Genomic DNA, 26,556 nt, shown 5'->3' on the forward strand with positions numbered 1-26,556 from the left:
GGCCGCGTACGACACACCAAGTCGCAGCTCCCACCTACCTAGACGGAACGAAGCGCGCATTGCCGCAATGTTTTTTGCGTGACGTCGACCGATCCGCCTGTACGGGGAAACGATCGACGCAAGCGGGCTGCGATGCACGCGCAGCCGCCCCTCGCGCAAGACTTGCGAGATGCGGCGCATGACCTTGCGTGGCCCCCGTTTCGTGTACGTGTCGTCGCGCGGCCGACGTGTTGCGCCCGGCGGTCCGCCGTTGCGCGCGGACGACCGGCAAACGTGTCGCCGTCCGGCCGGTCAACGCGCGAAAGGTGCGACGTGCCGGCGTGCGGCCCGACAATCCTCGGGTTTCAACAGGGAAGTTTTTGTGACATTCCGCTGAAGATATTCACGAAACGCTCGCAAAACACGGCAAGCGATCGACGAGACCGTTTGCGCGGCGCCGCGAAATCGCGATGCGCAGCGCGGCCAAGCGCCGGCACGTGCGAAATCCTGCGGATTGCGGCCGCCCGCTTCGTCCTAGCTATTGAGAACAGCACACGTCAACGACAGGACCTCCATGTCATTCGCCACGATGCTCGTACGATGGCTCGCCGGGCGATTGTCCGGCACCGCCGGATTGCCGGGCCGGCCGCTTCCGCCCGCCGCTCATGCCGCGCCGATTCCGCCGCTACGCTGGCGCGCGCCGTGGCTCGCGTGGCAGTTGCTGTCATGGTCCCTGCTCACACTGCTCGCGCCGCCGATCTGGATGATCGGCACGCTGCTGCTGATCAATCCGTCGAGCGACCAGCCGCTGTTCTGGGGGCTGGCGATGACGATCGTGCCCGTCGCAAACGGGGTCGCGATCGTCGCGACGAACCAACGGCATCACCGCCTGCCGTTCACGCGGCGTCCGGTAGTCGCGGCACACATGTTCGGCATCGCGATGACCGTCGGCTGTGCGCTGTTCGTGCTGCTGCTGTGGCGCTCGCACGCGATCGCCAGCCTGGTCGGCCCGCTTGCAAACGACGGCATGCGTCCCGCGACGCTCGCGGGCTGGATCGCGGGGCTCGCCGCGCTGTTCGGCGTCACGTCATCTGCGCATGCGAGCATCGCGCATGCGTGGCTGGCGTTCGAGGTCTGAGCGCACCGCGCCGACAGACACTGTGGAGGCACGCGGATGCATCGATACGGGACGGGAAGAACGGCGCACGCACGACGCGAACGCGGCATCGCGATCGTGACGGTGCTGCTCGTCGTCGCGCTGGCGGCCACGCTTGCCGCCAGCGTGCTGTGGCGCCAGCAGGTCGCGACCCGCGACGTCGAGAATCAGCGGCTCGCGACGCAGACGATGTGGATCGAGCGCGCCGCGGTCGAGTGGGCACGCTCGACACTGCGTGCGCAAAGCGCAACGTCGAACGTCACGTTCGTCGGGCAGCCGTGGTCGGCACCGGTCGCCGACGTGCGGCTCGCGGACCTGCTGCCGTCCGACGCGATCGCGGTCAACGCCGAACTGTCGCGCGCGTGGATCTCGGGCAGTGTCGAGGACGCGCAGGCGCGCTTCAACCTGACGAACCTCGTGTCGCGCATCGCGCCCGGCAAGCCCTGGCAGTCCAGCGGCGAAGGCGTGCTGGCTTACCGGCGCCTGCTCGGCCAATTGTCGCTCGATCCCGCACTCGCGCAATCGACGGCCGACTACATGCTGCGCTCGCTGCGCGACGCGAACGGCCCGGGCGGCTGGCCGCTGCAGCTCGTGTCCGTCGACGATCTCGCGCGCATTCCCGGCTACGACGCGCATGCGATCGAAGCGATCGCGCCATTCGTGACGATCCTGCCCGACCTGACCGTCGTCAACGCGAACACCGCGGCCGAACCCGTGCTCGTCGCCGCGATTCCGACGCTGTCGCCGAGCCAGGCCAGGCGGCTCGTGGACCGGCGCGCGACGGCCTATTTCGTCAGCACCGGCGACGTCGCCGAATACCTGCTGCCGGCGCAGGGCGGCAACCCGACGCTGCCTGACGGCTCGGCCATCGGCGTGAACAGCGGCTATTTCATCGTGCATTGCCGTGTGCATTCAGCGCGGATCAACACGCGTATCGACACGCTGATCGCGCGCTACGGCAGCGGCAATTTCGCGTGGACGTCGGTCATCTGGGTGCGACGGCTCACGAGTTGAAGCCGACGCACGGATGGCCTCGATGCGTACACGGGCCGACGTACTTCATGCCGGAACGCCGCGTCGGATGAGCCCATCCGGCAAATGATCCCGAGTAGCCGGAGCACCGATGAGCCGCGACGGGCGAGCGCCCCGTCCTGTCTCGCATGGCCGCGGTTTGGCTGCTATCCCGGTCCCGATGCGATCCCGATGCCGTCGCAACGGGATCCCGGCCGGCGCCTTGCTCGAAACACACCACTGTCGACAACCGCGAGTCGCCAAAACGGAACGCTAGACCCGCGACAATTCGCCCAACCCGACCGCACGCTCCCCCTGCGGCGTTACCGCCGCATCGAACGACAGCCGCGTGAAGCTCGTCTCGCGCACTTCGCCGAGCAGTCGGTTCCAGTCGTCGATCGACACGAGCAGCGCGATAGGCCGGTTGTACTTGGTCACCATCACGAGCGCCTCGCCCGCATGCCGCAGCGCCTTCGACGGATTGCTGCTGAAGTCGCGCGTCGCCATCGCGATCGTGCGCAGGCTGAACACATTGGAAGCCGGATCGTCGCCGTCGTCGTGCATCAGGCGTTCGAGCGTCGCCGCACGCAGCAACGCCTGCGACTTCGCGGACAGCCGGTTGTCGCGGCGCCGACGCCGCTCGCTGCGCGGGTCGACGTGCACGGCGAGCATCCGCACGATCTGGCCGAGCGTGGTCGCGGGCAACTGGTCGTATCGCTGCCACCAGTCCGGCGGCAGCGCGATCATCATGCCCGCATAGGTCGCCGCCACGCCGTCGGCGATCAGCGACGGCAAGCGGTCGACGTCGCGCGCATCGAGATCGAGCGCACCGCCGACGACGCGCGTCATCACGCTGAACGCGTTGTATGCAAATGCGGCGATCCCGCTCGCCAGCAGCGCCGCGCGGGCGGGCACGGCGCCGAACGACGCGCCGCCCGTGACGGACTCGAGCGCCAGCGGCAACGCGTCGCGCCAGCGCCGGCACGACAGCGCCACGACCTGCGGTGCGTCGAATCGCCCGGCCGGCAGATCGGTCAACAGCGTGACGATTTCGCCGGGGGAATCCGTGCGGTGCCATTCGATCCGCCGAAATACACCCGACACGCCGCCTTCGCCGGCCATCCTGACGGATTGTTCGCGAATGCGTCCGTCGCCGAACGCACCGCTCTCCTGCCAGGCACCAAGCGGCCGGCACGCGGCCGAGCGGCCGTATTCGCGCAACACGAACGCGCCGCCGCGGCGCGGCCAGCCGGAAAGGAGCGCGTCCGTATCGAAGCCCCCGTCGACAATCCACAGCTCGCCGGGCCGGACCGTTTCAAGCAACGCGCCGACGAATGCACGCTCGTTCGTTCGGCCACGCTCGCACGGCAGCAGGTCGACGATCATCCCGAGTTCCGGATCGTAGACCGGCAGGACGCGCGCACCGTCCGCCGCCGCATCGCGTGCGGGGTCGTCGCACGAGCGTCCGCAGTCGCACCCGCCGGCCTGTGGCGCGCAGGCCTCGCCGGTACCGTCCAGCACGCGCAACCGCATCCCGTCGACGGCACGCGTACCGTCGACCTTGCGCACCGATGCGACCGGCAGCAGCAGTTCGACGCTGTCCTTTGCCAGCGCGCGCCCCCAGCCGGAACGCCATCGGCTCATGCAATCGTGCAGTGCCGTCACCGCCGCGCCAAACCCCGGCGCGGCGGCCACGCCGGCATCCGGCGTCCGCTGCCGCGCGGCCATCGACGCGATCGCGTCGACGGCGAGGGTGAACAAGGTCTCGCGGATCGACTCGCCGTCGAGCGCGTCGCCGGCGTCCGCCGCGACGCCAATCCAATCGTCGTGCAACGCGCATTGCAGCACGAGCCGCGCCATGATCGTCATCGGACTCTGCTCGACAAAGCGTTCCACGATCGTGCGCATCATCGGATTACCCCACACTGTCTGGTTGATCGCACGCGCCGCTGCAACGGCACGCGCACGCCTGCGGCGCGATACGCGCGCACTTGACGAGCCGCCCGCGACGCCGCAGCATCGTGGGCGACCGGACCCGCGCGGCGACGCGCCGCCGCGGCGGTCCGCCCGCAATCGATGCACGAGGCACCGGCATGTACGTAGATCCCCGCGTGGCCCATGGCCGCGCCCGGTTCGACCTGAGCGGCTCCCCGCGGCTCGTCGCCGACGAACGCCGCTGGGAAATCAGCGACGTCGTCACGCGTGGCCTCGACGATTTCACGGGCGTGCGCAATCGCCGCAACCTGATGCGGCTGCTCGAACGCCAGATCGCGCCGAAGCTCGCGCGCCTCGGGCTCGAGCCATACGTCGGCGCGCTCGGTCATGCCGAAGGGTTGTTCGTCAACTTCTCGACGATGAGCGCCGAGCACGGCCTGCGCGAATTCCAGCTGCAACTGACGGTGCCCGACCTCGTGCTGCGCAGCTTCGCGTCGAACGCGATCCGCCCGCACGCGGTCGCGCGCTGCATGCAGCGCAACGGCGTGATGTCGCTGGCGGAAATCGAACATGAAACCCGTATCGCCTTCGTCGCGGCGCGCGTGATGCGCTCGCTCGCCCTCGCGGAAGGCTGGCAGCAGATCGGCGTGCCGACACCGCACGGGCTGTTCGTCGGCATGCTGACCGATGCGCGGGACGTCGCGATGAACACCTATTTCCGGCCCGGCGACAACGACCGCCCGTCGCGCTGGAGCGGCTTCTCGGCCCTCTTCTCGACGATGCCGGACTGGCGCCCGGAACAGGTCCGGTACGGCGGCGATCTGCTGCAATGGATGGTCAACCATATCGTGGCCCTGCAAGAATCCGCACCGTTCGTCGAACGCTTTCCCTTTCTGCGCGAGCCGCTGCGCGATGCCGGCGATCCGCTCGACGCCGCCTGGAACGGCGCACGCGCCGGCCTGCAGCCGCAGTCGCCCTCCTGAATCGTGAACCGGGCTGGCGCGACGCAACCGGCACCTCGTGGCCACCCGCGAGCCAGCGCGGCCGGACGGCGATCCGGGAGCCGTCTCCGGCCCCCGTTCCCCGGTCTCCGCTTCACCGCCCTCTCTGCACGGCCCCTCTTCACGGCCCCTCTTCACGGCCCCTCTTCACGGCCCCCTCGCTCTCTCATATACAAGGTCGAAGCAAACCCGCCTAACCCGCAGACTTTCTTGCGGCGCCCGGGCGCCGGCGCGGTTTTGCGCACCGCCCGGGTGCACGGCTTGCGCCGCGCCGCGTCAATGCGTGCGTGTCGGCCCGCCGGGCTCCTGACGGCCGACCGTCTCCAGCACGGCCCACATCCAGATCAGCTCGCGGACCGTGCGAGCATGCTCGTCGCTCTGCGCGCGCCAACGCGCAAAAACGTCGAGTTCCTGCTCCGTCGTGTCGCCGGCGCGTAACCACAGCAGCCAGCGCACGGCGCCCTCGCGGATCGAATCGGCGCGCGTATTCGCGTCGCCGGGATCCGTGTCCCGTTGCGATTCGTTCATGATCACGCCACCGCCCGAAGCTCCATCGACACACATCCCCCGCACCGCGCATCGCTGCGCGGCCGGGGCGCTTGCCACCCACGCCTCGGGTCCGACGACGTCACACCGGGCCGCCATCAAGGGCAGCCCGGCGTTTGCCGGCCCTCATTGATCAAGTCGTATCGAGCGGCCGTAACCCGCAGGGCGCGGACGGCCGGAAGCGCCGCGAACGCATCGCCGGCGGGAGGAAGACGGAGGAAATGAAACGGGGGAAGCCCGTCAGCTCAGCAGCACGATGTTGCCGGGCAGCCGCGTGATGTGCGCGCCGTACAGGCGGCCGACCATGTCGATCACGTCGTCGAGCCGCGTGATCGGGAACTGCGCCTGCATCCGGTTCTCGCCGAGCGACGCGCTGCGCAGGATGACCTTGCCGCGCCGGTAGCGGTTGATCTCGTCGACGACCTGCGCGAGCGGCACGCCGTTGAACACCAGCATGCCGCGCCGCCACGCGCTGACTGCGCCCGGATCGATGCGCGCCACGGGCTGCACGCCGCGATCGTCGTAGACGACCTGATCGTCGGCCGCGAGCGTGCGCGCACCGCGCGGATGCGCAAGCGCGACCGTGCCGGACAGACAGGTCACGCAAACCTGCGACCCCGTGCGCCGCACGTTGAAGCGCGCGACTGTCGCCTGCATGCGGCCGCCGCCCGCCACCACGGTGACGGGCTGGATCGGCGTCGCGCGGCCGGCCGGCGGTGCGGCCGCGTCGATCTCCGCTTCGCCGGCGACCACTTCGACGCCGTGCGCGGCATCGCTCGCCGCCAGCACATCGAGACGCGTCTGCGTATTCAGCTCGACCGTCACGCGCGACGACAGCGCGACGCTGCGCTGCTCGCCGGTGCCCGTGTGGTAATCGGCCGCGAGATCGCCGAGCGACGGCCACAACTGCATCGGCGGGCGCACTGCGAGCCACGATGCGCCCGCCGCGACCGCGAAGCCGATGAATGCGCGCCGCCCGGTGCGCATCGTGCGCTCGCGCTTGGCAACGTTTGCCCAGGCTGCGGCCGCGCGCTCCTCGTGCGCCAGTTCGGTCGCGGCCGTGCGCAGCGAACTCCAGGTATCGCGCAACAGGCCGGCGGCCTGCGGACGATCGGCGCACCAGCGCTCGAACGCATCGGCTTCCGCCTGGCTCGCGTCTCCCGAGCGCAGACGCAGCAGCCACGCACTCGCTTCGTCGAGTTCGTCGTGGGCAGGTTCGGCCTGGGCTTTCGTCATCGTCCGGATGCTCAAAATTTACGCGGGCCGCCTCGCGAACCCGTGTACGGATCACCGTCTTCCTGCATGCGCTGCAGGCAGTACTTCATTGCCGCGCTCAGCTCGCTTTCGACGAGCCGCAGCGAAATGCCGAAATGCTCGGCGATCTCGCGGTTCAGCAGGCCGTCCACGCGGGCGGCCAGCAGGATCGCGCGGCGCCGCGGCGGCAAGCCGCGCAGCACGTCCTTCAATGTCTCGACCTTGCGGCGCGCCGCGACGATCCGCTCGGGATCGGCCAGCTCGTCGGGCATTTCCAGCAGCGTCTCGACATCGTCGTCGTGCAGATGCCGGCGTTCGCGGCGATGCTGGTCGATCGCGACATTGTTCGCCATCCCGAGTATATAGGCGTCCGCGTTCGTCACCTGCGTCGAAACGTTCGCGTTCTCGAGACGCAGCCAGGTTTCGTGCAGCGCGTCGGCGGCGCCGTCCTTCGACCCCGTCACGCGTTCGAGGCGCCTGACCAGGTACGCGTAGCGCGTCGCCAGCACCTTCCTGAGCCCGGTGCGGTTGCTGTCGCTCATCGCGGCCTAGCCCCGAACGGCCGGCTGCGGCGCCGGACAGCGGAAATGCACGCCGTTGCCGGCCGGACGCAGCAGGATCGTGACCGGCTGCGGCAGGTCCGCCGGCGGCGCGTCGTCCAGCTTCAATGCGCGCAGCGCGCGCATCACCGCCGCGTCGCGGGCGGCCGAACCGCTCGATGCCACCATGTTGACCGCCACCACCGCCCCCCTGTTGTCGATGCGCACCTGCGCGACGAGTCGATAGCTGCCCGGCACCGCTGCCGGCTGCGCACAGAGCGCATCGATCAGATGCGCCTGCAGCAGGCCCGCGAACGCGTGCCGCTCGCCGGAATCGCCGATCCCGTCGATCGGCAAGGCCGCATCCGCCGGCGTGTCGGCCGGCGCGGGCGCCTGCTCGGCGGCCGGCTGCGCGACGATGATCGCTTCGTCCGGACGCGAGAATTCCGCACGCAACCCCGTTCCGGCCAGCATCCGCTCGAGCGCGTCGCGCGGCGCGAAGTCGCCCTGCACCGGCGCACTCGTGCGCCCGTCGAGCAGCGGCGCCGGCGCCAGCACGAGCAGCTCGGTGAGCCGCGCGAAATCCCGCAAGGTCTTCGCAAGCGGCTGCGCGGGCAAATCGAAACGCACCGTGCTGCCCGTCTGGCGGACGATGGAACCGGTCTCCTGCGCGTGTATGCCGTGCATGCACGGCACGACGAACGCCAGCCACGCGACGAGCACCAGGACACCGGTCGGCGCCCGTGAACGAGTCATGAATCCCTGGACGGAAGTGGAGTTGCACGTTGCCGGCGAAACGCGCACCCCCGTGAGCGGTTACGCGACAAACGAACGTCAGATTGTGAGCGGGCACTATGACAGTCAGGTGAAGCATGTCGCGACGCGATTCAATCCGGCGCTCCGCGCGCTCGCCGGCGTCGCATGCGGTTCATGGCCGGCGCACGACAAAGTTGCCGATGCCGGTGCCCACCACCGCCATCCGCACGTCGCCGGACCACAATGTGATCGTCACCGGCACGTCGATGCTTTCGCTGCCGAGCACGATCTGCGACGGCGTTTCGCCGCCGCCGGTGTAACGCACCGACACGCCCGTCACCTCGCCGCCCCAGCGACGCGCGCGATACAGGTCGTCCGTCATCGGCGCCCACGCACCGTTTTCCGTGCGCTGCACGAACCGATAGCCGCCGCCCACCGGCTGCCACGCGATCGGCATCGAGCGCACCTGCGCTTCGTCGCCGGCCGATTCGAGCAGGTTCGCCAGCCGCTGCGCTTCCTCGGCGAGATCGGTGCGACGATTGCGCGACGGCGCGAGCGTCACGACCGCGACCAGCAGCCCGACGATCACGAGCACGACGAGCATCTCCAGCAGCGTGAAGCCGGATTGACGATATCGGCGCGATCGCCGCGGCGCGTTCGTGCGCTTCATGTGCGCGATGCACGTGCCCTTACTGCCACGAGCCGATGTCCGCATCGTTCCCCTCGCCGCCCGGCTTGCCGTCCGCGCCGTAGCTGAACACGTCGATCGCGCCGTGCGCGCCCGGGTTCAGGTATTGATATGCGTTGCCCCAGGGATCCTTCGGCAACCGCTCCAGATAGCCGCCGTCTTTCCAGTTGTTCGGCACCGGGTCGACGCTCGGCTTCTGGACCAGCGCAGTCAGCCCCTGCTCCTGCGACGGATAACGGCCGTTGTCGAGTCGATACAGGTTCAGCGACTGCATCATCGTGCCGATGTCCTGCTTCGCCGCGATACGGCGCGCCTCGTCGGGCCGGCTCATGATCTTCGGCACGATCAGCGCCGCGAGAATCCCGAGGATCGCGACCACCACCATGATCTCGATCAGCGTGAAGCCGCGTTGCGTGCGACGGCACGCATGTTCATGCGTGCTGCCGGTACGCAACGTTCCGACTTCTTCGTGGTGCGTCATCATGCATTCACCCTTGCGTCAAAGAATGGAAACCGTTCCCTGCTCATCGAACCGATCCGTTGCCATGAAACCGCTCGCCCTGCTTCGCACCGTTCCGTCACGCATCGATCCGTTGCCGCTCGTCGCAACGCTTGCAGCCGGCGCGGCGTTCGTCGTCGTATCGATATGGGCCGCACACGTGCTGAACGCGCCCGATGCGCCGGCACCTGCCCGCCCCGCACCGCCCCCACCGGTCGACGTCACGGCCAGCGCGCAGCTGTTCGGCGCGAAACCCGACGACAGGCGCGACACGATCCAGTTGCTCGGCGTGCTCGCGTTCGACGCGCGCCGTGCGGCCGCGATCGTCAGCGTCGGCGGCGAAGCGGCGCGCGTCGTATCGCTCGGCGCGGCGATCGGCGAAGCCGCGAAGCTCGCCGAGGTTCGCGCACGCTCGATCGTCGTCGATCGCCACGGCACGCAACGCGAGGTCGCGCTGCCCGCCACGGAGAAAGCCAACGCGTTCGTGCGCTGAGCCGAGCCGCGCATCACTGCACCATGTTGTTCAGCTCGATGATCGGCATCATCACCGCGAGCACGATCACGAGCACCACGCCGCCCATCGCGAGGATCAGCAGCGGTTCCAGCAGGCTCGTCAGGAACATCGTGCGGCGCTCCAGTTCCCGTGATTCGCCTTCGGATGCGCGGTCGAGCATCGTCGTTACGTCGCCAGTCGCCTCGCCCGAACGGATCAGGTGCACGAGCACCGGCGGGAACGTCTTCGTATGGGCCAGCGCGCGCGACAATGCCGAGCCTTCGCGCACGCGCACGATCGCATCGTCGACGTTCGCGCTCATCGCGCGGTTCGACAGCGTCTCGCCGGCCGCCTGCAACGCGCGCAGGATCGGCACGCCGGCGGCCGTCAGGATGCCGAGCGTGCTCGCGAAACGCACCGTGTTGTAGCCGCGCACGAGCTTGCCGGCGAGCGGCGCGGTCAGCAGCCAGTGATCGAACCGCAGCCGCGGCCCGTCCTGCGACAGCACCTTGCGGATCGCGAAGGCGATCGCAACCATCGCCGCGAGCGACGCCCACCACCAATGCCGCACGAAATCGGACAGCGCCATCATCACGACCGTCAGCGTCGGCAGCTGCTGCTTCGTGCTGGTGAACACGTTCGCGACCTGCGGCACCACGTAGCTCAGCAGGAACGTGACGATGCCGAACGCGATCAGCGTGACGATGCCGGGGTACGTGAATGCCAGCAGGATCTTCTGCTTCAGTGCGTTGCTCTGTTCGATGTAGTCGGCCAGGCGCGACAGCACGATGCCGAGCTTGCCGGTGTGCTCGCCGGCCGCGACGAGCGCGCGATAGATCTCCGGGAAATCGCGCGGATGCTGGCTCAATGCGTTCGCGAACGAATGGCCGCCGACGACTTCCGCGCGGATCGACGCCATCAGCTCGCGCACGTAGTCGCGCTCGGCCTGTTCGCTCAACACCGACAGCGATTCGTCGAGCGGCAGCCCCGCGACCAGCAGGCTCGCGAGCTGGCGCGTGATGATCGCCTGCTCGCGCTGCGACAGCTTGCGGCCAAGCGATAGCCGTTGATGGCGCTCTCCATGCAGGCGCTGCGCGGCCAGTTCGACGACGAGCGGTGTGAGGCCCTGTGTGCGCAGATGGCTGCGACCTGCGCGTGCGCTATCGGCTTCCAGCACGCCTTTCAGCGTGCGGCCGGTGGGATCGATCGCTTCGTAGCGGAATGCCGACATGCTGGGTTCTCTCCTGTCACGGGTGCGACTGCTTTCCATGACGTCGCACAGCATGCCGGACGCAGTCGCCGGGGAAGACTACGGAGCGAACCGGCGCAAATTTATGACGAATGCTGGGCTACCTTTTTCGGCGGTTTTTATTACCTTGCATCGTTATTCTTATAACTTAAAAGCGATTTCATTTTCACCAAAGAAATCAATCCATCTCATATTAAACACACAAGATTTTCGGCGACCGCCCATTTACGGATTCGCCCGCCCAACAGAAGCAATACATCGAAGACAAACGCATTCATCGACGCGCGGAATGTTCCGTAACATCCGCCACAAAACCGCCTTGAAGTTGGGATAGCACTGCGCATTGCTCGCATACGAAGCCAACGGCCAGCACCACGCGTGATGCTGGCGCCCGCGCACAATCCGTCGAACGACTCCCGGCCACATCCCAATATCTGGACGCTCCGGCCGGTGCCGAATAACGTTCCATTCGATGCTTTACCAATTCGAATAACGCAACGTCCTATTCGATAAAAATGTTGAGCACCATTCGTTACGAAAAATTCACACGCGTCATACGGATTTCCCCCTACATTTACCCGGCGGTCCACAAGTATTCCAACCGCAGTAGCAGGGGTTCCGTTTATCTTCGTCCAAGGAAATTTCTCATGAAATCCAGCAAGCGCAAGATCTGTCAAGTCCTCGCTCTCGTTGTTTCCGGTCTGGGCGCCACGGCCGCAATGGCCTCGCCGAACGTACAAGGCGGCGGCTCGTCGCTCGTCGCCCCGACCATCGGCGCGATCGGCAACACCGCGACCGAAATCGGCCTGTTCGGCACGTCCCAAGGCTCGTTCACGTATTTCTCGGTTGGCTCGGGTGCCGGTCAAAACGCGTTCCTGAACAACCAGCCGACGTACTTCGGCTCGACGGTCTCCGGCACGGTCCACTTCGCGAACAGCGATGCGGCCCTGTCGACCGCCCAGCTCACGTCGTACAAGGCCGGCCTCGGCGCGACCAACGGCCCGCTGATCCAGATCCCGTACATCGTCACGCCGATCACGGTGCCGGTCGTCAACGGCCCTGCGGTGACGAGCACGACGACGCCGCAAACGACGCCGGGTCAGGCAAACAGCATCGCGCTGAACGACAACGACCTGTGCGGCATCTTCTCGGGCAAGCTGACCGACTGGAACCAGGTCGTCAACCCGCAAACGGGTTCGGCATACACGACGACCAGCTCGCCGATCAAGGTCGTCTATCGTGCTGACGGCAGCGGCACGACCGAACTGCTGACCCGCCACCTGGCAGCTGTCTGCTCGACCGCCAATACGGCCACGGGCGTAACGTTCGTCGATTCGCTGACGTTCACGGCTTCGTTCCCGGGCGGCGTGCCGGCAAACTTCACGCCGGCCTCGGGTAGCGGTGGCGTCCGTACGCAACTGGTGAGCTATCAGTCGGCCGGTACGGCCGCTGTCGCTTACCTGAGCCCGGACTACACGAACACGTTCCTGGCTCCGCAAAGCACGGTCGTGACGTCGGCCAGCGCCTTCCAGCTGCCGGTGGCGAGCCTCGTGAACGCGACGAACGGCACGTACTACGCACCGACGTATGCGAACGCAACGACGGCGCTCAGCACGGCAACCGTGCCGAGCAGCCAGGCTCGCGCCACCAATCAGGCCAACTGGGTGCCGAACGTCGGCAATCCGGGTTCGGGCTATCCGGTTTCCGGTACCAGCCAGATCATCCTGAGCCAGTGCTATGCGGATTCGTCGGTCAAGACCGCCGTGCATGACTTCCTGAACGCTCACTTCACGAACGCCAGCTTCGCGTCGATCGTTCACGGCAACGGTTTCGACACCGTGTCGTCGAACTTCCAGACGGCAATCTCGGCTGACTTCCTGAGCAACACGAGCGGCTACAACCTCGACATCGGCAACACGGGCGTCTGCACGGGCACGGTTACCGGGCGTTAAACGGCTGGCAGACCGAGCGGTCCGCTGTTGACTCGACCGCGCCCCCGCTTATCGGGGGCGCGGTTTTTTTCATATATGCGATCGATTCGTATTGCGTGACGATTCTCATGCAGGCGGCAAAACCGCCAAACGACCCGTCACCCCGCTCGACGCACAACATAACCCGACATACACGCATATAACGTTTTGCATTCCTATTCATCTTGCAGAAAAGCGTAAAAATCCGGCAGAACCGGATCATATAGTCAGCTTCCGCGTTGCAGTGGTACGCCCACTCGCCTGGGACTTCATCAACGCAAGCTTTGCCGATTCGTCACCCGGGGCCAACCGGACCGCGAAGGTCGACCCCGAGGGTCGTACTCGCCGTGACGGGTAGAGGTTCGCCGAACGTCGCGCCGACGATCTGCACAATCGGCAACACGAGCGCCTGCGCGGAATTCACCGCGAGCCACCAAGCACAGGACGTTCGTTCAATGCCGATCCACATTGGATCGTGCTCGCCATGCGGCCCTTCGTCCATGGGCATCGTCGAATACGGGTTGCCAGTCGTTCCGGCGACCCGCATCGACTTTGCTCAGATCTTGCCCAGCCGTGCGCGCTCGTCAGGTGTAAGTGTCGCCCGTTCCGACGGCCCCGGCTGCCCGAAGCCGAGGATCGACACCGCGCTCGACGGGTCGTAGCCAACCTGTTGCTTGTGCTTCTTCCCGCCGTCGCCGTTCGCATCGCCAAACCCCTCGACCTGCACCGAGATCGTCCAGCGCCGTGCCGCCCCACCTGACGCGTTGTTCTTCGCGATGTCTTGCGCAACCTGGGTCGCGGCCGATGCGGCCGCACTCGCCGCCGTCAACGCCCCCGTGTTTACCGCTTGCACAAGCGGGATGCCGCTGGCCTTGCCGGTCACCTGGATATTGTCCGCGTTCACGACACGCAGCGCGGCGACGTTCAGGTTACCTGCGCGAATCCCTGCATCGCCAGCGTCGACTGTGCCGCGTGGCGCGATCAGGTTGATCGTGCCGATCGGCACGCCCGGCACGCTTTGCAACGTGGCGATGCCGGCGCCCATGACCTGGCCGCGCGCGTCGACCGTGCAGTAGTGGTTCGCATCGCACACGTATTGCGGCGTCGGCGTATCCGCCGACGACTTCGCGCCCTTACCCGCGTTAATGTCGCCGTTCGAACTCCAGATCGTCATGTCGCCACCCTGTTCGGTGAAGATGCGGCTCTGTGCCAGCAGGACACTGCGGTCCGTAAAGATGTCGATGTCGCCCTTCTCGAGCGTGAGGATCCCCATCGTCCCGGGCCCGGCAATCACCCGGCCGGTGGCATCGACGATCTGCGGTGGCGCGGATGTGCTGCCGACCAGCGCCTGCCCACCGGGGCCGAGAATCGACACGTTGCCGCCCTGCTGGGTCTGGATGGTGGTGCTGCGAACATCGAGGTCACCCATATCGACAAGCTTGTTCGCCCCGTTGCTGCCCCCGCCGAGATTGTTCGCCGTGTAGCCCAGCGTGGCCGGGAACATCGTATTGAGCGCCTCGTATCCACGTGCATATTTCTGATAGTACGGACTGGCGGGATTGTTGTAATCCTCGCCGACACTGGTCAGAACCTTGAACAATACCTGTTCCGCGAAGAGTTGCTGGACATACTGCGGTAGCGCCTTGAACTGCGCCCACGCTTCATCAGCGGTCAACGGTTTGATTGCCGGCTGATCCTTGACCAGGCCCGTATCGACCGAAAGACCCGCCACGTATTGCTCCATGAACGCGACCAGCTCAGGTGTCGTACTGGAAACGCCTGGCGCCGATTTGGTCGGATCGACGTACGTCGAGATAAACGAAGCAGTGTCGATACCCGGTCCAACCCCGAACAGCACATTGACGTTCGCGCTTTCGTGCGGCAAATAAGGATTGTTCGCATTGCCGATCGTATCGATCCCCGTTTGGATCCCGGAAACATAGCTGCCGGCGCCCAAGCTTGCATAAGCCGTGAATTGACTCGTCATCGGACCGATATTCCGGCCAGCTTCGACATCGAACGTGCCTGGGCCGCCGAGCACCAACGCCGGCACCACAGCGGACGTCGATTGAATAAGAGGCGTGTCATATATATCCCGCCCTGCGACAATGCGCGTAATGTCCGACTTGCGCAGGTTTTGCCCGATGAATGACAGATTCACGATGTCGCGCCCTGCCTGAAGCAAAGCGGGCTTGTCTATCACTACAGGCACCAAACTGCCGTAGAAACCCGCGGCCGCGCCAGTCGTTTGCAGCACGCCGTCAACGATATCGCCATTGAGACTGTAGATTCTTGCCGGCACGATGTCGTCGCGATGCAGCGTATCGGCATCGTGTGCCGCCGCCGATGCCACGGTTGGATCTGCGACGACAACATTCGGCCTCGCCGGCGAAGGCATCGCGGACGGGTCGACATCGAGCATGCCGAATGATGGCGATCCGACTGGAGGCCCCATTCCGTTGATGCTCGACAGATTGACCGACTGGTCGGCAATCAGATTGAGATTACCCGACGCCGACGGGTAAAGCTCTCCGCTCGCCGCCACCGTGATGCCGCCTGTGAACGCGGTCAAATCCACCGACGCCGGCAAGATGGACGACAGGTCGAGCTTGCCCGGTATCATCGGATTCAAATTGCCGCCACCGATCAGCGCGACATTGGAAAGCGTGCCGATCGCGACATCGCCCGTCGTCGATGCGATATTGACGGCGGACGTCGACGAATAGCCCTGCATGTCGACTTGTTGCTTGTATGCGGACAACAGTACATTGCCCTGCACATAGGACGGATCGAACACGCGCCCGATGCCGACGCCTTGTCGCGCATTCACGTCGAGTACGCCATCCTGAGTCGCCAGCAGTGTATCCATCGTTATCGGGGAGGCGCCCGGAATGTCCGACGGCACCGCGATGTCCGATCCTATCTTGCCGCCCGCCGTAATCGCCCCAGTTCCCTTCGCGACGAAATAGCCGCCGCTTAGAATATTCCCGCCGGCCCGCACCGACAGGTTGCCACCGCCGACCGTATTGACGGTCGGGGTGTCCGTATTGGCGCCGGTCAACCACCACGTGGTCGGCAGCGACACCGACAGGTCGGAGATATTTCCGCCCGCCGACACGGACACGTTTCCGCCCGCGCTCAGCACGCCTTGATCGAATGCGCCGAAATTGATCGATGTCTGGACGGTCTGCGTCGCGGGATTGGTCGCACCGACCGTTCCGGTCGGATTGCCGATCTGCATCCACTGCCACCAGAACTGGCTGATGTTGGTGCCCTTCCGTCCGGTCACCGTGCCGTTCGTATCGGTCAGATATTCCGCACCCGTGATATCGCCTTGCGCGTGAATCGTGATATCACCCGCCGAGTCGGGACTGACGGTTGGCGTGATCAGAATGTCCTGATAGCCGGTTCCGGCATGCAAGATTGCCAGCGTGGGGCTTCCCGTCGGCGCAGAAGCCGCGGGCGCACCACCGGTATAGATCACGCCCGGCACGATCAGGTCCGTATCGTTCGCTTGCGCAGCGCCTGTGTCGACCAGGGCAACACCGTTGCCCGCCGCCACATCGATCGCACCCGTACCGGTTCGGATCATCGTCGGCGCAAGCACCGCAAATCCGTTGCTGTCGACATATGTCGCATGGCCATCGAAGGTCACGCTCTTGCCGTTCGTCGCGCCCCCCACGGTCAACGGCTGAAGCGCCAGCGGATTCGTGCTGTTCAGGTCGGCCCCTGCTACTACCCGGAACGAACTGCTCGCTCCGCCCGCCAACGACGCTGACTGCAGAGGAATCGGGTTGGTCGCGACCGGCGTCGGTGACGGTGAATTGTCGGTCACGGCAGGCAGGCTGATCGTCGACGTCGCAATCACCGCAACCGGTTGAACGACAGGCGCTGCGGGGATATCCACCAAAGGATACCTACCGATCTGAGCCTTGAATCGCACCGAGTCCGCCAGGTATTTTTGATACTGACTCAAATAGATCAGGTAGGCACCAGGATTGGTGGCTTGCTCGGCAGCAGAGGGAGCAATCGGTGCCTTTGGTTGCCCGGCAATCACGCCACTGCTGTTGAACCGCAGCACGTCGACGATACCGATGTTGTTGTAACGAGGATCTATGTTCAGAATTGACGAGAGACTCGTTGCGGTCTGATCCAGGAAGTTCGCATACGCCATATAGAGTGCGTAGTACTCCGCGATCTCGTCCGGAGTACCGCCAACGGGTTGCCCAGGAGCGAACGCTTCATTTTTCTTCGCGTAGAACCAGATTCCGTACTCGTAAGGGTAAGCGTTGTAGCCTGACGGCAACTTGAAAATGGCATTTGCCTCGCTCAACGTCGACAACGGCGGCACCGCAATCGTCCCACCACCACCCAGCGGGTTCGCGATCTGGAAGAACCCGTCCGACAGGCTCGCATTCACCTTTACGTTGTTCTCGGCGCGCAGCGTCACGACCGGCGCCTGCCCGTCAAAACGGAATGCGAGATTCGTCGGCGATGCGCCCGCCCCGAGGTTCCAGTTCGTCAGCACCTGGATATCGCCGCCGTTGATCGCAGGACTCGGGTTGTCAAGCTCGATTCCCGGCACGATGCGCGTATTCGCGATGTTCTTTCCTGCGAAGGGATCGACCAGCGTATCGAGCCCGTGCTGCACGAATCCCATCAGCGTGCCCGGCGCCGCGGTCGACGCATCGCCGCCTTGATACCCGTAGAAAGTCTGGTGATCCGTATTCGCGCCGTTACTCGCCGGCGCAAAGTACATATTGTTCAACCCGCCGAACCCGACCGTGGTGTCGCCATTTTGAAGCTGTGCCTGCGTGATGCTTGTCGCGACGCCGGTCGCCTGGTTCGTCAGCATGCCGCCGCCGGAACCATCCGGCGCAAACGCGAACGTCACCGGCGTACCGGAAGTTCCCTGCGCGGTAAACGTGCCGGCCAGCAGATGCCCGCTCTTGTCGTACCATCCCGCCGGATCGATGACCCCGTCGAAATGCTTCGCCCCCGTCGTCGCGTCCGTCGTGCTCCACACCGCGTAGGCCTCGAGCGAGGTCGCACGCGACCCGACGATCCCCTTGCCGGCATTGAACGCTTCAGGCAGATCGACCTTCACGCCGTTATCGATCAACAGCGGCGCACGGAAACTCACAACGCCGCCCGACAGGCCACCGGCAGTACCGCCGGACACGTCGATCAGTGCATTCGCACCGAGCGCGATGGCGCCTGCATTCGCGCGCAGAAAATTCTCGTAGCCATAGGTCGTGTTGTTCGCGATCGAGTTGCCGTTCGCGTCGACGATCGTCGGGTCGAACATTGCAGTCGTGCCGATGTTGACCTTGCCGCCGCGCTGGTTCGGATCGGAGCCGCGTGCCAGCAGCGATCCTTCGATGTCCACGCCGTTGCGACCGTACAGGTCGATTTCGCCGCCTGCCTTGCCGGACGCGTCGATCGTCCCGAGCACGTTCACGTTGCCGTTCGCCGTATCGGCCGAGCTTCCCGAACCGCCGTCGGCCGTCAGCAGCACCGAATGCGCGGTCAGTGTGTTGCCCTGCGACAGCGTCAGGTTGCCCGTCTTCGTGTGGACGGTGATCGCCTGATTCACGCCGCTCGATGCAAGCGTCTTCGACAGCGCATCCAGATCCGCCGCGCCGCCCGTATTGAGCGAGAACGACCCGCCCGCGTAACCGCTCGCCGCGCCGCCCTTGATCGTGCCGTTCAGGTTCACGACCTGTTGCGGCGCCGACAGCGAAAGGCTGCCTGCCGCGCCACCGCCGCCGGCCCCGGAGAAATCGAGCGTCGAGCCGGCCTGCACGTCGACGGTTCCCGCGTCGGCCGTCAACGCAATCGATCCGGCCGGCGCGTAGCGCATCACGTCGAAAAACTGTTTCGACACGCCCGCCGCGCTGACCGTCGATCCGCCGCCGATCGTCAGGTTTCCGGTCGTCGCCTCGAGCGTCACGTTGCCGGCCGGCGCGCTGATCGTCGCACCGTTGTCGTTCACTGTGCCGCCGATGAAGGTCCATGCACCGCCGACCGCATCGCGCTTCAATGCCGTGCCCGACGCACCGTTCAGCGTCAATGCACCCGTCGTTTTCACGGTGGCGGCCGAGCTCGTATCGGCGAGGTAGACCGGCGCATTGAGCGTCGCCGGCAATGCGCCGAAGTCGAACGTGCCAGTACCCTGGCCGACGATGGCGCCCGTCGCGTTCATCGTCGCCGAGCCGAAGCCGCTTGCCGCCTTCGTGCCCGTGCCGAAGTCGATCTCTTTCGCGTTGACCGTTAGCGTGCCGTTTCCGGCCGTCGTCGTACCGGGCGTAGCGCCCAATTCGTTCGTGAGCGCGATTTGCTGGGCATTCAGCACGACATGACCGCCGTCGCTCGTGAACGTGCCGGCACTCAAATCGACGCTGTCGCCGAACGTCGCGTTCACATCGCCGACGAAACCGATCGCGCCGTAGCTGCGCAGCGTGACCTGCTGCGCGTTCGCGAACTGCGCGAGTCCGGCCGGATCGACGACAAAACCCGGCAGGTTCGCCGCCGAGGCGCCGCTTGCGTTGGTGAACGTAATCGCGGAACCGTCCACCGTGATCGCCTTGGCCGACAGCACGGCGGACGGATCGACCCTCAGGTCGCCGGACGAATCGAGCAGCAATGCCTGTCCACCCGCGAGCGTTGCGCCCGCGCCGACCGCCAGCAAGCCCTTGCCCGTGCCGCCGGTGCGCGACAACGGCGCCATCGCGCCATTCGACACGCGCAGCAACGCGCCGTCGCCGGCGATCGCAATCGGCTGATCCTTGGCTGCCGGGTAGTCACCCTGCGCAGCGATCGACGCACCGGCATCGATGCGCAGGCCGTTCGCCGCATTGGGATCGGCGCCGCTGTCGCCGGTCTTCGTGACGAGCAGGATCTCGGGGCCCTTCAGCGCCGTGTTTCCGTCGTTCGACACGACGACACTGTTCGCGATCGGCGTGATCGTGACGCCGCTCGTGGTCGCTGCGCGCGTGCCGCCGATCAGCAGGCTGCCCGCGTTCAGCGAATCGAGCGCGTCGCTGCCAATCTGCAGATAGCCGGGCAGCGCCGCATTGCCGTTACCGGTGATCTGGATGTCCTGCGAAGCGACGTCGACCTGAGCCGGCGCGCCCCCCGTACCGGCGGCCGCATTCAGCGTCGCGCCGAGCGTCAGCGCCTTCGTCGCCGCCAGCACCAGTTGACCACCGTCCACCGGCAGCGGCGGCGTCACGTTGCCCTTCGTCGCGGCGAGCTTCGTGAAATACGCGTTCGCGCCCGTCAGCGTGTATTGCGAGTACTGCTGCCACACATTGTTCGACTGCACGTTGAACAGCGTCGGCGTCGCGCTGCGGCTGCCCGTCAACGCGTCGGCGAAGTAGCCGGCCGTCACGACCGTGCCGTCCTGCAGCACCTGGCTCGCGCCCGGGACGAGATTGCCGGCCGTGCTCGATACCGTGACGCGATACGCGCCCGGCAGCGTCGCGTACTTGCCCGGCAGCAGCGTGTAATAGCCGGGCGCCAGCCCCGGCACGCCGGATAGATACACGGCCTTGCCGACCGGGTCGGTCAGGCTCGCCTGTCCGACGCCCATCGTCGCCGTCGCGGTCGTTGTCGTGCCGTTTGCGTTGGTGGAAGGCTGTACCGTCTGCGCGATGGTCGGGTCGTAAGCCGCGACCGGTGATTGCTTGCCCGGCACGATTGCATAGACGTTGCCGGCCCCGGCATTGACCGGCACGGCCGTCCCGCCCTTGCCGCTTGCATAGCTCACGTTGTATTGCGACAGCACGTCGCGCGTGCCGCCGGTGCCAGGCACCCATTCGGCGGCCTGCAGGTCTCCGCCGCCAGACAAGTCGATCGTCGCGCCCTTTTCGAGCGCGACATTGCTGCCGTTCACGCCCACGTATTTCGCGGGCGGCGCGGTCAGGTCGGGCGTCGTGTTGCCGGCAAGCGGATTGAACTGCCACTCGACCCCATCGATCGTCGCGCCGTACGGAATCACCGCACCGCCATTCGAGACCGACGTCACACTGCCATTCGCCAGCTTCACCGAATCCGTTGCAACGAGCGAAAGACCCGCGAACTGCGCTTGCGTCGCCGCGTTTGACTGATCGCCTACGCCGAACACGATCGTGCCGGACGGCGCGCGCACCGTGCCGCCCTGCACGATGTTCGTCGCGTCCACGAGCAGCGTGCCGCCGGCGGAAAGCGGCGCGCCGGACGCGCCGTTCGATGCGAACGTCACCGTCGTCGGCGCCGGTTTGCCGGTCGACGCATCGGTCGGGCCAACCGCAGCGACGACGAACGTGGTGCCGGTCGACGGATACAGGTCCGCGGCCCTGAAGGTCAGGTCGCCAGGCGTATGGAGAATCCCCGGCGCCAGCCCCTGCGTCTGGGACTGACTCGCGTTCGTCGAGCTCAGGCGGATATCGCCGCTGCTCGTGAAGTTCGCACGAGCAAAATTGTTGAGCTGGAACTGGTTCTTCAGATCGATGAACGATGCATTCACGTTCAGCGTCGCATCGGACAGTGCCGCGACCGGTTTGAACTGGGGTGACTGCGACTGGATGAGCGGCCCCGACAACGCAACGTATGGCGCATCGATCCCGACCGTCGTGCCGAGCGACGGCTGCGGCTGAGCGAACAGGCCATCGACGGCGGCCGCGAGCGTCCCGTCCGCCTTGCGCGCAGGGGTCGACAATAGCGATGACAGTTGCCCCATGCCGATGGCGGCGACCCGCCCCGTGTTCAGGATCACGGATTCCGGCAACGAAAGCGCAACGTCTCCCGCAAAAAGAATCGAGGGAACCTTTACGCCGGCGAGATTGGGCGACGTCGTGTTTCCGAGCACAAGATTCGCGATCCCGGATCCGTCGAGCCGATCGACCGCGAACTGAATGAGGCCACTGGTTTGTCCGATCGGCAAGCCCGTCGTCGGGTCGATCGCCGTCGCGAAACTCTGCCCCGGCAACAGGCCCGCGGGCACGAGCGTAGCGTCTTGTCGGACGACCAGTGCTGTGCCGGTCGAACCATCGGTCTGGCTCGGCAGGATCGTCAGCGTCCCGCCGCGTGCCTGCGTGGCGCCCGGCCGCCCCACCAGCGTCGCGTCCGCGAACAGCCCGTTCGCCGCCGACAGCGTGATCGATCCCGCCTCGCTCCATACCGGTTGCGACGCGTATCCACCGTTCGCCTGCAACCGGTCAAAATTCGCCGACGTGCCGGACACATCGATGGTCGAGCCTGCCTGCGCGACCACGTAGCCCGTATCGCTCGACATCGTCACCGAACCGCCCGGCAGCACCTTTCCCGCGTTCGGCACGACTGTCGTCCCGCCAATCTTGACCTGAGCCGCAAGCGGATTGGCCAATGCCGTGCCCGATACGTCGAGTGACGCATCCGCACCGAGCCAGACCGACTGGCTCGCACTCCGGAAGCCGGTATTGAACTGCCCCGCCTGCGCATACGTGCCGTTGCCGTCCGCGCTCAGCGTGATCGACCCGCCCGGCGCAACGATCGAGCCGAGTACCGTGACCTGCGCCGGCGAGCCGAGGCCGATGCTCGCGCCGGCATCCGCGTGAATCGACGTACCTTCCGACAGCGTGACTGCGCCGGTGACGCCCGGATAAGACGGCGTCGCGCCGGCCGGGCTTCGCCACGACGTAGCGTTGCCGCCGGTCAGAACGAGATTCGTTGCCTGCCGGTGATAGGCATCGAGCTGGTCGATCGTGGTCAGGCCGCCCGCCGACAGGTTCGCGCCCGTGGCTGCCTGTTGAAGCGCGAACATATCCGGAATACGGTTCAATTGCGTGACGGCAACCGACGCGCCGGGTGCGACCGTCGTGTCGTAGAACGCATTCAGCACGTACTTGCCGAAGCCCTGCCGCGCGAAGAAGGTTTCCGGGAGATAGATATCCCATGGCGACGCCGCGGCCTCGGCACCGCCGATCCGGAATCCGAGCGCCTGCAGCGTCAGCGTTCCTCCGCCCGAAAACCCTTCGCTCAGGATCGTGCCGCCCAGTGCGATCGTGCCTGCTGTCGGCTGTGCAGTCGGCAGGGTTGGCGCGCCGTCCGACGCGCCAAACTGTTTCAATGGCGTCGCGGCATACGCTTGCAACGTCACATTTCCGCCGCGTCCGGCAGGCACGCCGTTCTGCATCAGCATCTGGCCTGTCGACAGCAACTCGCCGCCGCTCGACACGTCCAGTATGCTACCGGGCTGCAGCAGCACCGAACCCGAGGTATCGCCGAACAGCCCGCCGCCGACGACGTTTGATCCGAGCAGCGCGGAGAGCGTAATGCTGCCGCCGTTGATGAACTGGCTGTTGCCGGGTGTCGTGCCCGGCGCCGCCTGCACATCGTTGTTCACCCACTGCCCTGCGGCACTGATCACGCCCTGCGGGCCGACGATCACATTGCCGCCGCTGGTAATCGAAATCGCCCCCGACGGTGCGGACAGGCGGCCGGCCACGTTGACGTCGGTACCGGGTACCGGGCTGTAGAGGGTGATGGAACCGCCCGGCTGCAAGCTCAATTGCGTGCCTTGCGGCACGACGATGCCCTTGCCGCCGACCTTGTCCTCGGTCACGTTCAGGTTCGCGAAGCCGCCGTTGTTCAGCGTTGCGACCGGTACCACGGTCGTCGTCAGCACGTTGCGCGGATCGTTCGCGGGCAGCGCCTGCAGCGCCGTCTTGTCGAGCGGCGTATCGATGGAGAAACCCGGCGCAATGTCGGCGAGCTGCGGCGCATTGTCCTGCAGCACGATCAGGCCCGCGGCACCCGACGCGACGTCATTGTTGTTCGACGTCAGGTGCACCAGCGCGGCACTGTCGAGTTTCGGATCTGCGCCGAGGTTGAACGTCCCGCCGCTCGGCAGGCTGTTGCCCTGCATCTGCTTCGCGCCGCCGAACGCCTGCGCGCTGATGTCGCCGTCGAGCACCGTCGATTGCAGCGCGTAGATGTCGAGCGTGCCCGCGTTGCCGCCGACGATGTAGTCGCCCTGATAGCCGCCCATCGTCAGCAGCGGGTTGTACCACGTCTTCGTCACGCCCCAGCGCGGATGCGATTCGACGAATTGCCCCGCGATGCCGACGTAGGTGTCATACGGGCTTGCCTGTCCGATTGGCACGAGCGCGCCATTGGCGTCGACCAGCCGCGTCGTGTTGACGATCCCGCCGTCGTAATGCACATAGCCGCCGTTCAGGTTCATCGACGAACCGGTCGCGGTCATCACCTCGTTGCCCGACAGCGTGATCGAGCCGCCATTGGTCAACAACTGGTCGACCGTGCGCGGAATCAGGTTCACATATCCCGAAAGGTTCAGGATCGGACTGCCCACCCATTGCACGCCATCACTGCGCGTGCCAGTCAGCGTGCTGTCGAACACGAGATTCTTGTACCCAAGCAGGAACCCGTTGCGCAGCAGCGGCGAATCGGCGAGTTCGTTCTGGCCGATACGGTCGACCGTCACAAGCGTCTGCCCGATCGGCACCTCGACGTTCGCGAGGCCCGACACGTCGATCGTCGCGCCGCTGTCAACATAAATCCGGCCCGGCACGGCGGTCTGGCCGGCCGGCGCTTGCGCGCCCGATGCCGAAGGCGTCAGCGCTGCAACCGATACTTTCGAACCGGGTGCCTCGATCAGCGAGCCGCCCTGGAACCAGACCGAACCGGCCGTCATGCCGATGCTGCCCGGCGTGAAGGTCGCTCCGGGCGTCGATGGCGTCGTCTGGCCGTTGCCGTCCGGCATCACCGTCGTCACCGAATCGGGGCCGAAGCTCAGCAGGCCTGCACGGTGCGTGTCGTTGGCGCCACCGGTGCCGTCCGTCGTCTGAAGCGACTGACCGAAATAGGCCGCCCCGGTTGGATTGTTGGAAAAATATTCGTCGACCGTGGAGATCGTGATCGCGCCGGGCGAATTGACGCTCGTCGTCACGCCGACCACGCCGTTCTGCGCGACGCGGCTGCCGAGCAGGTTCACGTTGCCGCGCGCGGCCTCGACGATGCCGGTATTGGTCAGCGTACCGGCCGGCGTGATGTCGGTCATCTGACCGTTCGGGCCGAGCAGCGTGATCTTTCCGCTCAGCTCCGGCAGCAGCACCTGCGGATTCTTCGTGGCGCCGCTGTTGGGCCGCAGGCTTACCCCGACGCCGGCTGCCAGCACCACCTGCCCGTCCGTCGCCTTGATATGCCCCGCATTCGTCACGTTCGGTGCGGCGATCATCACGAAGCCGCCATCGCTCGCGTTGCCGTTCGCGTGCGTGGTAATCGACGCGCCCTGTTCGATGGTGACGTCGCCCCACGGTTGATACTGGCTCGCGGTCGTAAGATTGACCTGGTTGCCCAGACCGAGGACCTCGTTCGGAAGCCGGCTGTTGCCGTTCAACCCGCCCGAACTGCCCGACTCCGGATACGCAAGCCCGCCCGTCGTCCCTGCCGGCAGGCTCAGGAACTGCTTGTTGCTCGCGACGATCCCCGCCGCATCCTGCGCGAGACTGCTATCCGTCACAACCGGCACCCGGTTCTGCAGGGTCTGGTTGTAGTTGTTCATGTTCAGCACGTCGAGCGACGACGCCACCAGCGAATGCACATTCACCTGCGACCCGGCACCAAACAGCACCCCGTTCCGGTTGATCACGTACACCGCTCCCTGCGCGGTGATGTTCCCCAGAATCTGGCTCGGCCTGCCGCTCGGATCGTTGATCCGGTTCAACACGGCCCAGTTGTTCGCGCCATTCGTCTGCGTGCCGCCCGACTGGTCGAAGTTCAACGTCGTCTGCCGGCCGACGTTCATCGTCTCCCACGTCAGCACCGCGTTCTGCCCGGTCTGCTTCACGTCGACGTTCACGTGGCCGCTCGCGTCGACGTTCTGCGTCGGCGCGTTCGCGTTGACCCACAGCACCGGATTGTTCGTATCGCCCGACGCGCCCGCCGCCACCTGCAACCCGCCCGACGCCAGCCCGTTCGGCACGGCCGACGGCAGCTTCGCCGCGGCCGCCGCCGCATTCTGCTGCGCGGCGATCTGCGCGGCGATCGCGTGCGCCGCATAGCCGAGGTTGCGGATCGATGGCTGGCTCGCCTGCAGCGCCTGCTGCGGCGACACGCCGAGATTCGGTATGCCCGGCACGCCGCCGGCACCGCCCGCACCGCCGCCCGCCGGGCTTGCGGCCACGTGACCGAGGTTCGTGATGCCCGCCGCGTGCACATGGGCGGACACGCCCGCCGCGAGCATCAGCACGACCGCGCGGTAAAGCGGGCTCAGCTCCGATTTCAGGACCGACCGCGAGGCCGTTGCGCGAAGTTGCCGTTCCGTACGTGCGCGTGCTGCCATTCTTGCCACCCCGATGCTAGGAATTTGCGCGCGGCGCCGGTCCGGCACCGCACATGTCGTTGCGCCTGAAACAGGCCGCTGGAATCCGAAGACCATACGAAGCGCGAATGGCAGCGACATGGCGACTGCTACGGACCATTCCGGCCGCGGTGA

General features: G+C 66.1%; 15 protein-coding genes. 6 read left to right on the forward strand and 9 right to left on the reverse strand.

All coding sequences use genetic code 11. The annotated features are described in order from the left end of the window. The first annotated feature begins 553 nt into the window (after window positions 1-553). Together GQ57_RS09315 and gspK are read left to right on the forward strand one after the other, a co-directional pair. Window positions 554-1,117: a hypothetical protein gene (locus tag GQ57_RS09315; RefSeq protein WP_031399130.1), complete on the forward strand. Its 564-nt coding sequence runs from the start codon at window positions 554-556 to the stop codon at window positions 1,115-1,117. Window positions 1,118-1,153: 36 nt separating this feature from the next. After that, the gene (gene gspK / locus GQ57_RS09320) at window positions 1,154-2,149 is read left to right on the forward strand and encodes a type II secretion system minor pseudopilin GspK (protein ID WP_031399131.1); all 996 of its coding nucleotides are present in this window, start codon (window positions 1,154-1,156) and stop codon (window positions 2,147-2,149) included. 270 nt (window positions 2,150-2,419) lie between these two features. Here gspK and GQ57_RS09325 read toward each other — a convergent pair whose 3' ends face one another. Beyond that, the gene (locus GQ57_RS09325) at window positions 2,420-4,057 is read right to left on the reverse strand and encodes a transposase (protein WP_034197700.1); all 1,638 of its coding nucleotides are present in this window, start codon (window positions 4,055-4,057) and stop codon (window positions 2,420-2,422) included. A 182-nt stretch (window positions 4,058-4,239) separates the two neighbouring features. On the opposite strand from GQ57_RS09325, the gene GQ57_RS09330 reads away from it, so the two are divergent. Then, window positions 4,240-5,064 (forward strand): hypothetical protein, encoded by an 825-nt coding sequence (locus tag GQ57_RS09330; RefSeq protein ID WP_034197701.1) that lies wholly within the window; start codon window positions 4,240-4,242, stop codon window positions 5,062-5,064. A 294-nt stretch (window positions 5,065-5,358) separates the two neighbouring features. On the opposite strand, the gene GQ57_RS09335 is transcribed toward GQ57_RS09330, so the two are convergent. From GQ57_RS09335 to gspG, 6 genes are all read right to left on the reverse strand, one after another. Next, window positions 5,359-5,610, reverse strand: a complete 252-nt coding sequence (locus GQ57_RS09335) for a FecR/PupR family sigma factor regulator (protein WP_235212697.1) — start codon at window positions 5,608-5,610, stop codon at window positions 5,359-5,361. 258 nt (window positions 5,611-5,868) lie between these two features. Then, complete coding sequence (locus GQ57_RS09340; protein WP_031399135.1) at window positions 5,869-6,864, reverse strand: FecR family protein; 996 nt, start codon at window positions 6,862-6,864, stop codon at window positions 5,869-5,871. Between the two features lie 11 nt (window positions 6,865-6,875). Then, the gene (locus GQ57_RS09345; protein ID WP_031399136.1) at window positions 6,876-7,424 is read right to left on the reverse strand and encodes an RNA polymerase sigma factor; all 549 of its coding nucleotides are present in this window, start codon (window positions 7,422-7,424) and stop codon (window positions 6,876-6,878) included. Window positions 7,425-7,430: 6 nt separating this feature from the next. Further along, window positions 7,431-8,177 (reverse strand): secretin and TonB N-terminal domain-containing protein, encoded by a 747-nt coding sequence (locus GQ57_RS09350; protein ID WP_034197702.1) that lies wholly within the window; start codon window positions 8,175-8,177, stop codon window positions 7,431-7,433. 172 nt (window positions 8,178-8,349) lie between these two features. Continuing rightward, entirely contained in the window at window positions 8,350-8,892 is a 543-nt protein-coding gene (locus GQ57_RS09355; protein WP_081894903.1) for a GspH/FimT family pseudopilin, read from the reverse strand. Then, entirely contained in the window at window positions 8,867-9,346 is a 480-nt protein-coding gene (gene gspG / locus GQ57_RS09360; protein WP_265183112.1) for a type II secretion system major pseudopilin GspG, read from the reverse strand. The genes GQ57_RS09355 and gspG overlap by 26 nt, the downstream gene beginning before the upstream one ends. Before the next feature lie 64 nt (window positions 9,347-9,410). On the opposite strand from gspG, the gene GQ57_RS09365 reads away from it, so the two are divergent. Next, entirely contained in the window at window positions 9,411-9,857 is a 447-nt protein-coding gene (locus GQ57_RS09365; protein WP_052001183.1) for a type II secretion system protein N, read from the forward strand. A gap of 13 nt (window positions 9,858-9,870) precedes the next feature. On the opposite strand, the gene gspF is transcribed toward GQ57_RS09365, so the two are convergent. Continuing rightward, entirely contained in the window at window positions 9,871-11,088 is a 1,218-nt protein-coding gene (gspF, locus tag GQ57_RS09370) for a type II secretion system inner membrane protein GspF (RefSeq protein WP_031399141.1), read from the reverse strand. Between gspF and GQ57_RS41490 the strand changes: the two genes are divergently transcribed. Both GQ57_RS41490 and GQ57_RS09375 read left to right on the forward strand, forming a co-directional pair. After that, a complete protein-coding gene (locus tag GQ57_RS41490) occupies window positions 11,087-11,440 on the forward strand; it encodes a hypothetical protein (protein WP_152601748.1) in 354 nt (117 codons plus the stop codon). The genes gspF and GQ57_RS41490 overlap by 2 nt on opposite strands. A 313-nt stretch (window positions 11,441-11,753) precedes the next feature. After that, entirely contained in the window at window positions 11,754-13,058 is a 1,305-nt protein-coding gene (locus tag GQ57_RS09375; RefSeq protein ID WP_031399142.1) for a substrate-binding domain-containing protein, read from the forward strand. A 574-nt stretch (window positions 13,059-13,632) separates the two neighbouring features. Here GQ57_RS09375 and GQ57_RS09385 read toward each other — a convergent pair. Continuing rightward, window positions 13,633-26,523: a filamentous haemagglutinin family protein gene (locus GQ57_RS09385; RefSeq protein ID WP_437341006.1), complete on the reverse strand. Its 12,891-nt coding sequence runs from the start codon at window positions 26,521-26,523 to the stop codon at window positions 13,633-13,635. Between the last annotated feature and the right edge of the window lie 33 nt (window positions 26,524-26,556).

It is taken from the genome of Burkholderia sp. MSh2 (assembly GCF_000731655.1).
GTDB classification, from domain to species: Bacteria; Pseudomonadota; Gammaproteobacteria; order Burkholderiales; family Burkholderiaceae; genus Burkholderia; species Burkholderia paludis.

What these genes read in the sequence shown, in the direction of transcription:
- GQ57_RS09375 (WP_031399142.1), top strand. Translation starts at nt 11,754, where the DNA reads ATGAAATCCAGCAAGCGCAAGATCTGTCAAGTCCTCGCTCTCGTTGTT.
- GQ57_RS09335 (WP_235212697.1), bottom strand. Translation starts at nt 5,610, where the DNA reads ATGAACGAATCGCAACGGGACACGGATCCCGGCGACGCGAATACGCGC.
- gspF (WP_031399141.1), bottom strand. Translation starts at nt 11,088, where the DNA reads ATGTCGGCATTCCGCTACGAAGCGATCGATCCCACCGGCCGCACGCTG.
- GQ57_RS09385 (WP_437341006.1), bottom strand. Translation starts at nt 26,523, where the DNA reads ATGTCGCTGCCATTCGCGCTTCGTATGGTCTTCGGATTCCAGCGGCCT.
- gspG (WP_265183112.1), bottom strand. Translation starts at nt 9,346, where the DNA reads ATGACGCACCACGAAGAAGTCGGAACGTTGCGTACCGGCAGCACGCAT.
- GQ57_RS09350 (WP_034197702.1), bottom strand. Translation starts at nt 8,177, where the DNA reads ATGACTCGTTCACGGGCGCCGACCGGTGTCCTGGTGCTCGTCGCGTGG.
- GQ57_RS09330 (WP_034197701.1), top strand. Translation starts at nt 4,240, where the DNA reads ATGTACGTAGATCCCCGCGTGGCCCATGGCCGCGCCCGGTTCGACCTG.
- GQ57_RS09340 (WP_031399135.1), bottom strand. Translation starts at nt 6,864, where the DNA reads ATGACGAAAGCCCAGGCCGAACCTGCCCACGACGAACTCGACGAAGCG.
- gspK (WP_031399131.1), top strand. Translation starts at nt 1,154, where the DNA reads ATGCATCGATACGGGACGGGAAGAACGGCGCACGCACGACGCGAACGC.
- GQ57_RS41490 (WP_152601748.1), top strand. Translation starts at nt 11,087, where the DNA reads ATGCTGGGTTCTCTCCTGTCACGGGTGCGACTGCTTTCCATGACGTCG.
- GQ57_RS09345 (WP_031399136.1), bottom strand. Translation starts at nt 7,424, where the DNA reads ATGAGCGACAGCAACCGCACCGGGCTCAGGAAGGTGCTGGCGACGCGC.
- GQ57_RS09365 (WP_052001183.1), top strand. Translation starts at nt 9,411, where the DNA reads ATGAAACCGCTCGCCCTGCTTCGCACCGTTCCGTCACGCATCGATCCG.
- GQ57_RS09315 (WP_031399130.1), top strand. Translation starts at nt 554, where the DNA reads ATGTCATTCGCCACGATGCTCGTACGATGGCTCGCCGGGCGATTGTCC.
- GQ57_RS09325 (WP_034197700.1), bottom strand. Translation starts at nt 4,057, where the DNA reads ATGATGCGCACGATCGTGGAACGCTTTGTCGAGCAGAGTCCGATGACG.
- GQ57_RS09355 (WP_081894903.1), bottom strand. Translation starts at nt 8,892, where the DNA reads ATGCGGACATCGGCTCGTGGCAGTAAGGGCACGTGCATCGCGCACATG.